Genomic DNA, 13,434 nt, shown 5'->3' with positions numbered 1-13,434 from the left:
CTCATCGGAATCCCGATCCCTGCAGCTCCGCGCGCAGCTCGGGGGTGAGGAGCTGCCCCACCCGGTCGACGAGGAGGGTCATCTCGTAACCGACCAGTCCGATGTCGCAGTTGGGTGCCGCCAGCGTCGCCAGGCAGGAACCGTCGCTGATCGACATGAGGAGCACGATCCCGCGCTCCATCTCGACCACGGTCTGCACGACCTCGCCCGCCTCGAAGCACCGGGCCGCGCCCTGGGTCAGGCTGATCAGCCCGGACGCCACGGCGGCGAGCTGGTCGGCCCGGTCACGGGGGAGCCGGTTCGACGCGGTGAGCAGCAGGCCGTCCGCCGACACCACGACCGCGTGCGCGACGCCCGGGACGCGCTCCGCGAAGTTCGAGACCAGCCAGCCGAACTTGCTGGGCTGCGACTGGGGTGCCGTCACTGCTCCTCCTCGTCGGTGCGGGGGCCGGCACGGTGTGCCGGACCGTTCGTCGGGTCCTCGCCGGCGGGACCGCCGTCGGGGGGCTGGGGCGGGCGGGACGACCGGCCGTCGGCGACCCCGCGCTGGTAGCTGGCCAGCCGGCCCCGGACGGCGTCCGGGTTACGACGCGGCGTCCCGGTGTCCGCGGCGGCGGCCGGGGCCGCCGGTGGCTGGGCGGCGGGGCGGGCGCTGCCGGGCACCAGCTGGGCCCGCGGGCGCCTGCGGGGCAGACCGGACTCGGTCGTGCCCGCGTCCACGGCGGCCAGCGAGGGCGCTCCGGGGTCGAAGCCGGGGTGACCGGCGTCGGCCCACTCCGGGTCGACGCCGCCCGGGTCGTTCGGCTCCGCCTCGCGGAACCAGACCGACGCCACCTCGTCGAAGATCGGCGTGCGCTCCCGGTTGGGGAGCACCGCCGCGGGGCGACGGGGCAGGTTCTCGGGCGAGGTCCGGGTCGGGCCGGGGGCACCGCGACCGGGCCGGGCAGCCGCGCCGTTCTGGCCGTTCTGCCCGTTCTGGCCGTTGGACCCGTGGCCGTTCTGGCCGTTCCCGTTCAGCCCGTTGCCGTGGTGGCCGTTCTGCCCGACCGGCTCGGGAGCGGGGTCGGACACCGGACCCGCGGTGGGCGTGGGAGCGGCCTCCTCGGCGGACGCGAAGAGCGCGTCGCCGGTGGCGGGCGCCTCGGTGGCGTCCGCCCCCTCACCCTCCTGGGCCGGACGCGGACGCAGCCGGGGCGACGAACCGGGCCGCAGCAGCGGTCCGGCCTCGGGCTGGCGGCGCTGGGACAGCGGGCGCAGCGAGAGCCGGGACGGCCGCGGGGCGGGCGTCTCGTCCGGCGTCCCGGCGACCGGACCCCGGGCCGCGACGTCCTCGTGCGCGGCCGGGGCCTGGTCGGCGGTCCCGGGGGCCTCGCCGTACGGCTGGGCCGGAGCCTCACCGTGCGGCGGCGCCGGGGTCTCGGTGTACGGCGAGGGGACCTCGAGCCCGTCGAGGGCCGCCGGTGCCGGCGCCTCGGGGGAGGCGTCCGGCGGCGTCGGGAAGCCACCGGATGCCGGGGTCCCCTGGTCCGCGGACTCCGCGGTCGGCCCGGGCGGGGGCACGACCTCGGCGCCGTTCCACATCGGGTGCTGCGGAGCGGCCGGGGCGCCCGTCGGACGAGCGCCCTGTTCGGTCGGTCCGGAGCCCTGCTCGGCCGGGCTCGGGCCCTGCTCCGTCGGGATCGGGCCCTGCTCGGCCGGGCGCCGGCTCTGGTCGGCCGGGGGCGGACCCTGGTCGGCGGGGGGCTGCCCGGCGGCAGCGGGCTGCTCGCCGGTCCCACCGCCGGGACGGTTCCAGGGGCCGGGTCCCGGACGCGGGCCCGGGTGGGGGCGCGCCGGGTAGCCGCCCGGACGGGCCGGCGTGCCGGGGTGGCTCGGCGGGCCCGGACGGGACGCGGGCGGCGGACCCTGCTCCGGCGACCAGCCGTCGGGCCGCGGTGCCGGGCGGGGCCGGTTCGGGAGCCCGCCGTCGGGAGCGCCCTGCGGGCCGGGCTCCGGCGCGAACATGCCGTGCCGTCCGGCGGGCCCGTCGCCGTCGGTGTCGGTGTCCTCGGACGCCTGGCCGTCGGGCTGCTCGACGATCCTGCCGTCGGGGCCGCGCCAGGCGTGCGCCGCGACCGCACGGGTCGGCACGCCCGGGGCGGGCGCAGCGGCCTCCTCGCCCTGCCACGCCGCGGGGGCGGACTCGTCGGCAACGGCCTCGTCGGGGTCGCCGCCGGTCTGGCTCCAGACGGTCACGCCGCCCGGGTCGTCCCCGGTGTCGTCGCCGACCACCGAGGCGACGCGGTCGTCCTCGTCGTCGTCGCTCTCGTCGTCGGCCCCGTGCTCCGCGAACGTGGGCGCGGGCTCCGGCGGTCCCGACGGCGGCCCGGCCTGCTCCGGCGCGGCGCCGTCCTCGAACGCGGGGGCCGGATCCGGCCGCATCGGACGCCGCGGCAGCGCCGAGGCGAGCGACCCGTTGCGCCGGGCCTGCTCGTCGCCGTCCGGTCCCGGAGCGGACTCCGGTCCCGGGGCCGATGGGGTCCCCTGGTCGCCGTGCTCGCCGTCGGGGTCGACGGCCGGGGCGAAGAACGCGGCCGCGCCCGCGGCACCCGCGACCCCGGCGGCACCCGCCGCGGCCGCACCGCCGCGGGAGGCGGTCCGGCGCGGCAGCTCGCCCGCGCCCTCCTGCGGCTCGCCGGCGCCCTCGCGGGTCTCCTGGCGCGGGATGGGCGTGCCGGCCGTCTCCGGGCGCGGCGAACCGTTCGTCGGGGAGGCGGGCAGGGCCTGCGGGCTCTGGCCCGGGGCCCGGACCGGCAGTCCGGTCCCGCCGAGCGCGCGGGTCGACGGGGCGCCGCCGACCGCCCGGCCGCCGGGCCCGCTGGAGAGCACCGCGGCCGCGGGGATCCGGACCGCGGCGATCACGCCGCCGCCGTCCCGGGTGCGCAGCGTGACGCCGATGCCGTGGCGGATCGCGAGCCGACCGACCACGAACAGACCCATGCGCCGCGACGCCGAGACGTCGACGGTGGGGGGCGAGCCGAGGCGCTGGTTCGACTCGGCGAGGTCCTGGTCGGTCATGCCGACGCCGCGGTCGGAGATCTCGAGGACGATCGCGCCGTCCTGTTCGGGACGGGCGCCCACGTCGACCCGGGTCTCGGGCGCCGAGAACGCCGCGGCGTTCTCCAGCAGCTCGGCGACGAGGTGCACGACGTCGCCCGCCGTCCGGCCGAGCAGCTGGACCGACGGCGGCGAGGCCAGCTCGACGCGCTGGTACTGCTCGACCTCGGACGCGGCGGCGCGGAGCACGTCGACCAGCGGCACCGGGCGTCCGCCGCGGCGCGCGAGGTCGGTCCCGGAGAGGACGAGGAGGTTCTCCGAGTTACGACGCATGCGCGTCGCGAGGTGGTCGAGCTGGAAGAGCTCGGCCAGGGCCTCCGGGTCCTCCTCCTTGTTCTCCAGCTGCTCGATGAGGCGCAGCTGGCGTTCGACCAGGGCCTGGGAGCGGCGGGAGAGGTTGACGAAGATGCTGTTGAAGGCGGTGCGCAGACCGGCCTGCTCGGCCGCGAGGCGGACCGCCTGCTCGTGGACCTGGTCGAACGCGCGGGCGACCTCGCCGATCTCCTCGCGCGTCTCGATCGGCGTCCGGCTGACCTCGGTGTCCGGTGCCTCACCCTCGCGCAGGCTCCGGACCGCCGCGGGGAGGCGGCGCTCGGCGACGTCGAGGGCCGTGCGCCGCAGCAGGCGCAGCGGCCGCAGCAGCGAGCGGGTCACGAAGAACACGACCGCGGCGCCCGCCATGAGCGCGAGGAGCAGCACGACGGAGGCCACACCGGCCGCGTTGCGCGCGCCGTTCTGGAGCGACGCGGCGTTCGCCTGCAGGCGCCCGCGCAGCTGGTCGGAGACGTCGGTGACCTTCTGCTGCACCGCGTTCGAGGCGTTGTCCCAGTCCTGCGCCGAGACCTGCAGCGGCAGGCCCGCACTCCCCCGGCCGAGGACGACCTGGGCGAGCCGGTCGCGGGAGTCGACGTCGGGCCCGACGACGGCGTCGGCCAGCGCGGCGTTGTCGGTGCCGACCGCGCTGCGGAACTCGTCGACGGCGATGCTGCGACGCAGCGTGGCGTTGCGCGCCTGGTCGATCGAGGGCGCGTCGATCCGCCCGCCCGCGATCGCCGAGGCGACGACCGCCTGCACGTAGGCGTCCTGCTCGCGGACCTCCGAGAGCGCGTAGAGGCCGGTCGAGAGCCCGGCGATCGACGGATCGGCGGCCTCGCGGGTCAGCGACTCGTCGAAGGTCAGCACCGCGGAGGTGGCGTCGGTGTAGCGCGAGATCGCGCCGGCCGGGTCGACACGCCCGCCCTGCACGTCGTCGCGGACCCGGTCGAGCTGGTTGATCGCGCCCGAGGCGTCCCGGTAGGAGGACCGCGTCTGGTCGTCCACCGAGTTCGCCGACTCGTAGGTGCTGCGCAGCCGGGCGAACTTGTCGTTCGTGTCGCCCACGCGGTCCTGCACCGGCTCGAAGCCGCCCGCCCGGTTGGTCGCGAGGAACACCGCGGCGGCGCGGCGCTCGCCGTCGAGGGCTCCGAGCAGCCGCGCGCTGTCCCCCTCGAGCGCGACGGCCTGCTGGACACCGTCGTACGACCGGGCCTTCTCGGTCTGCTCGACGATGCGGAGCACACCCAGCGTGATGACGAACAGGGTCGGCACCAGCAGGACGGCTGCGAGCTTGACCGGCAGGCTCCAGTTGCGCAGCGCCAGCCGCTCGCCCAGGGGCGCGTTGTCGGGCGCACCTGGGTCAGGGGCGCCACCCGCACGGGCGTCACCCCGCGCGTCGGGTCGGCGGACGGGAGCGGTCACGCGCTCATCCTTCCCATTGCACCGGTCGGTCGGTCGCCTGCGGTCGGACCTGCCCCCTGAACGGACGCCTGCCGCACACTGCGTAGTTGTTGATGAGCTACACTTCTCATGAACCGCCCGAAGCGGCGCCACCGGAGTGACGGTGTCACCCCGGGTGACGAGCACGCGTACGCACAGCGTGCGTGCGGTGTAGTCGGGAAGCGCATTCGGTGGGCCCGTCGCAGGTGTTCGGCTCGGGTACGCGGTGCGGACGGCGTCCGCGACCGGTGCTCCCGGGCTAGGTGGTGGGGGTCGGGGCAGGTCGGCCGGGCGCGGGCACACGATCAGTGCGGCCGCGACGGCCCCGTCGGGTGATGTCACTCCTCGGAGCAGGTGTCGGTGGCTCGGGAGTGTATCCGCACCCCCCTACGAGATCATCTCCCCGTCGGCGACACCCCTCGTCCGCGCGTCGACGATCACGGGACGTGGCTGGTCAGCGCATCGGGCGGACATCGGCCGGTGATCGTCACCTCGGACGGGGACAATGGGACCCGACGGCGGGTCGTCACCGTGCGCGCCACGCCGTCACCGAACACCGTCGAGCACCCTCGAGGAGGACCGGAGACCGTGAGCACCCCCGGGACCGGACCGCTGATCGTCCAGTCCGACAAGACGCTCCTGCTCGAGGTCGACCACTCCGACGCTCCGGCGGCGCGCACCGCCATCGCGCCGTTCGCCGAGCTGGAGCGCGCCCCGGAGCACGTGCACACCTACCGGGTCACCCCGCTCGCGCTGTGGAACGCCCGCGCGGCGGGGCACGACGCCGAGCAGGTCGTCGACGCCCTCGTCACGTACTCCCGCTTCGCCGTCCCGCAGGCGCTGCTCATGGACGTCGTCGAGACGATGGGCCGCTACGGGCGCCTCCAGCTCACCAACGACCCCGCCCACGGTCTCGTCCTCGTCTCCTTCGACCGCGCGGTGCTCGAGGAGGTGCTGCGCAACAAGAAGATCGCCCCGATGCTGGGCGACCGGCTCGACGACGACACCGTGGTCGTCCACCCCTCCGAACGCGGCCGGCTCAAGCAGATGCTGCTCAAGGTCGGCTGGCCCGCCGAGGACCTCGCGGGCTACGTCGACGGCGAGGCGCACCACATCGAGCTCGACCAGTCCGACTGGGAGCTGCGCGACTACCAGGCCGAGGCCGTCGAGGGCTTCTGGGCCGGCGGCTCCGGCGTCGTCGTCCTGCCCTGCGGCGCCGGGAAGACGCTGGTCGGCGCGGCCGCGATGGCCAAGGCCGGCGCGACGACGTTGATCCTGGTCACCAACACCGTCGCGGGCCACCAGTGGAAGCGGGAGCTGATCGCGCGGACGTCGCTGACCGAGGAGGAGATCGGCGAGTACTCCGGCGAGCGCAAGGAGATCCGCCCGGTCACCATCGCCACCTACCAGGTGATGACCCGCAAGACCAAGGGCGAGTACCGGGCGCTGGAGCTCTTCGACTCCCGCGACTGGGGCCTGATCATCTACGACGAGGTCCACCTGCTCCCCGCGCCGGTGTTCCGGATGACCTCCGACCTGCAGTCGCGCCGGCGGCTCGGGCTGACGGCCACGCTGGTCCGCGAGGACAACCGCGAGGGCGACGTCTTCTCGCTGATCGGCCCGAAGCGCTACGACGCGCCGTGGAAGGACATCGAGGCGCAGGGCTGGGTCGCGCCCGCCGACTGCGTCGAGGTCCGCGTCACGATGACCGAGAACGAGCGCATCGTCTACGCCACCTCCGAGGCCGACGAGCGCTACCGGATGTGCGCGTGTGCACGCACCAAGATCCCCGTCGTGCGGTCGATCCTGGCGCGCCACCCCGACGAGCCCACGCTGGTGATCGGCGCGTACCTGGACCAGCTCGACGAGCTCGGGGTGGCCCTCGACGCCCCGGTGATCCAGGGCTCGACCCGCAACTCCGAGCGCGAGAAGCTGTTCGACCAGTTCCGCCGCGGCGAGCTCCCGGTCCTGGTCGTCTCCAAGGTCGCGAACTTCTCCATCGACCTGCCCGAGGCCTCGGTCGCGGTCCAGGTGTCGGGGACGTTCGGATCGCGGCAGGAGGAGGCCCAGCGGCTGGGCCGGCTGCTGCGCCCGAAGGGCGACGGCCGCCAGGCGCACTTCTACTCGGTGGTCTCGCGGGACTCCGTCGACGCCGAGTACGCCGCGCACCGGCAGCGCTTCCTCGCCGAACAGGGCTACGCGTACCGCATCGTCGACGCCGACGACCTGCTCGGCCCGGCGGTCCCCGAGGTGGGTACCGAGACCGAGGGCGACTCCGAGGAGCGCGACACGTCGTCGTAGCGGGCGGGCCCGGTCCTCCCTGATCGGGGCCGGGCCGGCCCGGTATGGGTGGTCGGCGCCCGGAGATGGGTGGTCGTCGCCGACGAGGCGCACCCCTGCGCGCGGCCACGCTCGGTCCTGCCGCCGGACGAGATGGTCCGGCCCGCGGGGAAGGACCGACCATGACCGCCACTCGTCTCCGGAGCGCCGACGCCACCCGGCTGCGTCCCGCCGATCCCGTGATCGTCGTGCCGCCCGGCCGACCGACCGGGCTCCGGCCGGTGCCGCTCCGACCGCCCGGCCGGGCGCCCGACGTCGTCGCGCTGAGCGAACTGGGGCCCGACCAGACCGACGTGCTCGACGCGGTGTTCGCCGGTCTGTCCGCGGCGAGCCGCTACCTGCGCTTCCACGCCGCCACGCCCCGGATGACGGCAGGCGTGCGGCGCCGGCTCGCCGATGTCGACGGCCATCGTCACCTGGCGGTCGCGGCGTTCGATCCGGCCGGCCGGCCGGTCGGCATCGCGCGGCTGGTCGCGCTCGACGATCATCGCGCCGAGCTGGCCATCGAGGTCGCGGACGCGTGGCAGGGCCGCGGGGTGGGTGCCCGGCTGCTGCGTGCCGTCGCCGGCCGCGGTCGCGAGGAGGGCTACACCCGCCTCGTCGCCGACGTGCTCACCGAGAACACCGGCATGCGCGTGCTGCTCGCCTCGGTACTGCCGATCCTCTCGACGGAGACCGACGGCCACGAGATCACCCTGACCGCCGACCTCGGCGTCGCCGGGCCCGTCCGTGTCATGGGTCCGGTCCCCGTTGTCACCCCGGCTGCCTGAGACGGCTGGAGGACACCGTGACCATCACCCTCGAGACACTGCTGACCGCCCTGACGACCGACCTCGACGCCGCCGTGCGCGGCACCGTCCCGGGCATGCCCCGGATCGACGCGGTCGGCCACGCCCTCGTCCCGTACCTCGGCGATCCACGATTGCTCCGGCCCGACCAGCGCGTCGGCGACCCCGACCGCTACCGGGCGAACCTCCTGCACGTGGCCGACGACGGCGCGTTCTCGCTGGTGGCGCTCGTGTGGCTGCCCGGGCAGGCCACCCCGATCCACGACCACCTCTCCTGGTGCGTGGTCGGGGTCCACACCGGCGAGGAGCACGAGACCACGTACCGGCTCGACGGCGACCGGCTCGACGGCGACCGGCTCGACGGCGACCGGCTCGTCGTCACCGGTGAGGCGATCGCCGGGCCCGGCACCGTCACCGGCCTGCTGCCGCCCGGCGACATCCACCGGGTGACGAACTCCGCGCCCGGCACCGCGATCTCGCTGCACGTCTACGGGCTGGACGTCTCCCGGCGCGGGTCGAGCATCCGACGGTGCTACGACCTGCCCGTGGTGCGCTGACGCCTGCTCACCGGCCGTACCAGGGGATCTCGGGCTGCCCGCCGCGCGCTGCGGGGGCGGCCGGGGTGGTCGTGGTGCGCGGCGGGGCGACGCCGAAGGAGCGCGGGTCGTCCACATCGACGATCCGTCGCCCGAGCGGGGTGAGCGAGACCGGGATCAGCTTGAGGTTCGCCCACGCGAACGGGATGCCGACGATGGCCACGGCGAGCGCGATCGCGGTGACGACGTGCCCGATCGCCAGCCACCAGCCCGCCACCACGAACCAGATGACGTTGCCGAGGGTGGAGCCGATCCCCGCCTCGGGCCTGCGCTCGAGCCGCTGCCCGAAGGGCCACAGCGCGAACAGCGCGATCCGGAACGACGCGATCCCCCACGGGATGGTCACGATCAGGCAGCAGCAGATGACGCCGGCGATGACGTAGCCGATCGCCATCCACACCCCGGCCAGCACGAGCCAGACCAGGTTCAGCACGACCCGGATGCCTTCCATGGCTCCAGGATGCCCCGCCGGTCCTGAGGGGTGGCTGAGGAAGCGGGTAACTATTTCCCCTCACCCCGCCACGGTTCGCCCTACCGCCATGATCGCCAGGATGACGAGGATTTGAGGGCTGAGCGTCCAAATCCTCGTCATCCCGGTGATCATGAGGTCGCGCGGAGCCGGGCGAGGGTCCGGCGGATCTCGTCGAGTACCTGGTCCGGGCGCCGCAGGAGGTCGTCCCAGGTCACCTCGATGACCGTCCACCCTTCGGCGACGAGCGCCCGCTTGCGCCGCCGATCCCGCACGAACTGGTCGCGGTCCGAGTGGACGACCCACCCGTCGACCTCGATCGCGAACCGCACCTCGTCGAAGGCCAGGTCCAGCCGGTACTCCTGTCCGCTCGCCAGCGTCACGTCGAGGTTCACCGACCAGCCGGTGATTCCGCCGCGACGCAACAGGGCGATCATCCGACGTTCCGGCCGGGACGCGGCGCGATCACCGGCCTGGACGAGGAGCTCGTGCGCGGTGGCCGAACCGCGACGGCCGAGGTGGCGGGACTGAGTCGCACGCAGTCCGTCGAGCGTGACGGTCCCCTGCTGGATCGTCCGGTCGAGGAACGCCTGTCCATCACGTCCCAGGGCCACCGCCGCCTCGAGGGTGGCCAGTTCGCGGCTCGCGACCCACAGTCCGCGGTACTCGAAGCGGTCGTCCCCGAGGTCGCGCTGCAGCGACGACACCCCCGAGGGAGGTCGGCGCGAGCACCCTCGCGGGAGCGCGACCGTGATCGGGTGAGGGCTCGCCACTCCGAGCCCCAGCCACCACGCCGCGGTGACGCCGATGAGCGCTCCGACCGGCCGCACCCATTCCGCCGCCACCCGGACACGAGCGGCCGGGGTCCACGTCCACGCGACGACGAAGTAGACCCCGGGCGCGCGGCGGATCCACTCACCGCTCGCGACCTTGCGGGCGATCTGGTCGTCGCTCAGGCCGCAGGCGTGGGCCTGGGCTCGGGAGATCACGCCGTCGTGGGTGGCGATGAAGCGCAGGAGGTCCACGGGGGTTGGACGCCGCCCGGGCCCGAACGGCTCCCTCGGAGTCCATGATCACCGCGATGACGAGGATCTGGACGCTCAGCCCTCAAATCCTCCTCATCCTGGCGATCATGGAGGTGGGACGGGACGGGGTGATCATGGAGGCGGGACGGGGCGGGCGCTCGACGGACCGGCAGGACGGCCCTCAGGACAGGACGCGGCCCTTCGTCTCGGGCAGCGTCAGGATGATCAGGAACGCCACCAGCGCAGCCCCGGACACGTACCAGAAGAACAGCTGCGGCTGCCCCGCCCCGGACAACGCCGAGATCAGCAGCGGCGCGGTGCCGCCGAAGAGCGCGACCGTGAGGTTGTACCAGGCGCCGATGCCGAGGGCGCGGAGCTCGGTCGGGAACAGCTCGCTCATGATCGCCGGCGCGATCGAGGACATGAACGTGTAGAGCCCGAGCCCGACGGCGAACACCACGATCAGGTTGATCAGCGGCGTCCGCTCCGTGATGAGCAGTGACAGCGGCACGGTGAGCACGACCATCAGCCCCGACCAGATCAGCAGCTGCGGCTTGCGCCCGAACCGGTCGGCGGCCGCGCCCATCGGGTACTGCAGCGCGATGAAGACGACCGTGCCGATCGAGAGCGCGAGGAAGACGTCGCCACCGGCCGCGCCACGGAACTGCACCGCGAACGGCGTGATCGCGGTGAAGAAGACGTAGAAGCACAGCGTCGAGAGCAGCGTGAACCCGAACAGCTGCAGCACCGAGCGCGGATGGTCGGCCAGCGTGCGCAGCAGCGGGTTCCGGGTGGCTCGGGCGCGCTCGACGTTCTCGGCGAACTGCTCGGTCTCGGTCAGCGTGCGGCGCAGCCACAGCCCGGCCAGGCCGAGCACGCCGCCGGCCACGAACGCGACCCGCCACCCCCACGACTCGAGCTGGGGACGGGACAACGTCGTCGTCAGCAGCAGGCCGAGCAGGCTGGCGGCGAGCAGGGCGACGCCGGTCGAGATGTAGAAGAAGCTGGAGTAGCGCCCGCGCCGGCCGGGCGGGGCGATCTCGGCGAGGTAGACCGACGCGTTGGAGACCTCGCCGCCGAGCGCGAGCCCCTGCGCAATCCGCGCGAGCAGCAGCAGGATCGGGGCGAGCCAGCCGACCATCGCGTAGGTCGGCAGCACCGCGATGACGATCGACCCGCCCGCCATGAGCACGATCGTCATGAGCATGGCGAACCGCCGCCCGCGCAGGTCGGCGAACCGGCCCAGGAGCACCCCGCCGAGCGGGCGGAAGAAGAACGCCAGCGCGTAGGTGCTCGTGGTGCCGATGAGCGCGAGGGTCGGGTTCGCCTTGTCGAAGAACTGCGACGAGAAGTAGACGGTGAACGTCGCGTAGATCGTCCAGTCGAACCACTCGACGGCGTTGCCGATGCTCGCGGCGACGAGGGTCCGGACGGGAAGTCGATGACGCTCGGTGGACGAGGAGTCGGTCACCTGGCTCATGCGCGCCTCCTCACGGTCATCCCCTGGACGCGCACCGTAGGCGTTCGGCGGCCGAAAGGGAACGAACACGACGAAGGGCCGCACCCCCGCGCGGGGATGCGGCCCTCCGACGTTCAGGAAGCGGGACTCAGAAGTCCATGCCGCCCATGCCGCCCGTCGGGTCGGCGCCGGCCCCGGCGCCCGCCTTCTCGGGCTTGTCGGCCACCACGGCCTCGGTGGTGAGGAACAGCGCGGCGATCGACGCGGCGTTCTGCAGCGCCGAGCGGGTGACCTTGGCCGGGTCGATGATGCCGGCCTTGACCAGGTCCTTGTACTCGCCGGTGGCGGCGTCGAGGCCCTCACCGAGCGGGAGACCGCGGACCTTCTCGGCCACGACGCCGGGCTCGAGGCCGGCGTTGTGCGCGATCTGCTTCAGCGGCGCCTCGAGCGCGGTACGCACGATGTTGGCGCCGGTGGCCTCGTCCCCGTCGAGCCCGAGGCCCGTGAAGACGTCGCCGGTCGCGGCCTGCAGCAGGGCGACGCCGCCGCCGGCGACGATGCCCTCCTCGACCGCGGCCTTGGCGTTGCGGACCGCGTCCTCGATGCGGTGCTTGCGCTCCTTGAGCTCGACCTCGGTGGCGGCACCGGCGCGGATCACCGCGACGCCGCCGGCCAGCTTCGCGAGGCGCTCCTGGAGCTTCTCGCGGTCGTAGTCGGAGTCGGAGCGCTCGATCTCCGAGCGGATCTGGGTCACGCGACCCGCGATCTGCTCGGCGTCACCGGCACCGTCGACGATGGTGGTCTCGTCCTTGGAGACGGTGACCTTGCGGGCGCGGCCGAGCAGCGAGAGGTCCGCCGACTCGAGCTTGAGGCCGACCTCCTCGGAGATGACCTCACCACCCGTCAGGATCGCCATGTCGGCGAGCATCGCCTTGCGGCGGTCACCGAAGCCGGGCGCCTTGACGGCGACCGACTTGAAGGTGCCGCGGATCTTGTTGACGACCAGGGTGGCCAGGGCCTCGCCCTCGACGTCCTCACAGATGATCGCCAGCGGCTTGCCGGACTGCATGACCTTCTCCAGCAGCGGGAGGAGGTCCTTCACCGACGAGATCTTCGAGGACATGAGCAGGACGTAGGGGTCGTCCAGCTCCGCCTCCATCCGGTCCTGGTCGGTGACGAAGTAGGGCGAGATGTAGCCCTTGTCGAAGCGCATGCCCTCCGTGAGCTCGAGCTCGAGCCCGAAGGTCTGCGACTCCTCGACGGTGATGACGCCTTCCTTGCCGACCTTGTCCATCGCCTCGGCGATGAGCTCGCCGATCTGCGGATCGGCGGCGGAGATCGAGGCCGTGGCAGCGATCTGCTCCTTGGTCTCGACCTCCTTGGCGGACTTCAGGAGCGCCTGCGAGACGGACTCCGTGGCCTTCTCGATGCCCTTCTTCAGGGCCATCGGGTTGGCGCCGGCGGCGACGTTGCGCAGACCCTCGCGCACGAGCGCCTGGGCCAGCACGGTCGCCGTCGTCGTGCCGTCACCGGCGACGTCGTCGGTCTTCTTCGCGACCTCCTTGACGAGCTCGGCGCCGATCTTCTCCCAGGCGTCCTCGAGCTCGATCTCCTTCGCGATCGATACGCCGTCGTTGGTGATCGTGGGGGCGCCCCACTTCTTCTCCAGGACGACGTTGCGGCCGCGCGGGCCGAGGGTCACCTTGACGGCGTCCGCGAGGCTGTTCATGCCCCGCTCGAGGCCGCGACGGGCCTCCTCGTCGAACGCGATCATCTTGGCCATGCTTGGTGGTCCTCCGATGAGAGACACGTAACTCGGCCAGGCGCGGTGCCCGCGACGGACGACCGGCTCCGTTCCGCCGGCCTCACCGTCCCGACCTGGCACTCGAACCTAGAGAGTGCCAAT

At 73.6% G+C, this 13,434-nt stretch carries 8 protein-coding genes and 1 pseudogene; 3 read left to right on the top strand and 6 right to left on the bottom strand.

Annotation, left to right across the window (positions count from 1 at the left end; translation table 11 throughout):
• Nucleotide 1 precedes the first annotated feature (1 nt).
• Together LQ327_RS12225 and LQ327_RS12220 are read right to left on the bottom strand one after the other, a co-directional pair.
• Entirely contained in the window at nt 2-424 is a 423-nt protein-coding gene (locus LQ327_RS12225) for a roadblock/LC7 domain-containing protein (protein ID WP_230733783.1), read from the bottom strand.
• Complete coding sequence (locus LQ327_RS12220; RefSeq protein WP_230733775.1) at nt 421-4,833, bottom strand: sensor histidine kinase; 4,413 nt, start codon at nt 4,831-4,833, stop codon at nt 421-423. Before LQ327_RS12220 ends, LQ327_RS12225 begins: the two co-directional genes overlap by 4 nt.
• Nucleotides 4,834-5,439: 606 nt before the next feature.
• Here LQ327_RS12220 and LQ327_RS12215 point away from each other — a divergent pair.
• The 3 genes from LQ327_RS12215 (at nt 5,440) to LQ327_RS12205 (ending at nt 8,536) form a co-directional block, all read left to right on the top strand.
• Nucleotides 5,440-7,152, top strand: a complete 1,713-nt coding sequence (locus LQ327_RS12215; RefSeq protein ID WP_230733769.1) for a DNA repair helicase XPB — start codon at nt 5,440-5,442, stop codon at nt 7,150-7,152.
• Between the two features lie 161 nt (nt 7,153-7,313).
• Nucleotides 7,314-7,961 carry a GNAT family N-acetyltransferase gene (locus tag LQ327_RS12210; RefSeq protein ID WP_230733767.1) on the top strand — a complete coding sequence of 216 codons (648 nt, stop codon included), beginning with the start codon at nt 7,314-7,316 and terminating at the stop codon, nt 7,959-7,961.
• Between the two features lie 17 nt (nt 7,962-7,978).
• Nucleotides 7,979-8,536 (top strand): cysteine dioxygenase family protein, encoded by a 558-nt coding sequence (locus tag LQ327_RS12205; RefSeq protein WP_230733757.1) that lies wholly within the window; start codon nt 7,979-7,981, stop codon nt 8,534-8,536.
• Between the two features lie 112 nt (nt 8,537-8,648).
• Here the strand turns inward: LQ327_RS12205 and LQ327_RS12200 are convergent.
• The 4 genes and pseudogenes from LQ327_RS12200 to groL form a co-directional block, all read right to left on the bottom strand.
• A pseudogene (locus LQ327_RS12200) lies at nt 8,649-9,017 on the bottom strand (YccF domain-containing protein); the annotation flags it as partial.
• Between the two features lie 158 nt (nt 9,018-9,175).
• Nucleotides 9,176-10,069 (bottom strand): type IV toxin-antitoxin system AbiEi family antitoxin domain-containing protein, encoded by an 894-nt coding sequence (locus LQ327_RS12195; protein WP_230733755.1) that lies wholly within the window; start codon nt 10,067-10,069, stop codon nt 9,176-9,178.
• 181 nt (nt 10,070-10,250) lie between these two features.
• On the bottom strand, nt 10,251-11,549 hold the full coding sequence (locus LQ327_RS12190; RefSeq protein ID WP_230733753.1) for an MFS transporter: 1,299 nt from the start codon (nt 11,547-11,549) through the stop codon (nt 10,251-10,253).
• Nucleotides 11,550-11,676: 127 nt separating this feature from the next.
• Entirely contained in the window at nt 11,677-13,311 is a 1,635-nt protein-coding gene (gene groL / locus LQ327_RS12185) for a chaperonin GroEL (RefSeq protein ID WP_230733752.1), read from the bottom strand.
• Nucleotides 13,312-13,434: the final 123 nt, after the last annotated feature.

This window comes from Actinomycetospora endophytica (genome assembly GCF_021026375.1).
GTDB lineage: Bacteria > Actinomycetota > Actinomycetes > Mycobacteriales > Pseudonocardiaceae > Actinomycetospora > Actinomycetospora endophytica.
The sequence above is the reverse complement of the archived record's forward strand: the minus strand, read 5'-3'. Positions and strand labels throughout refer to the sequence as shown.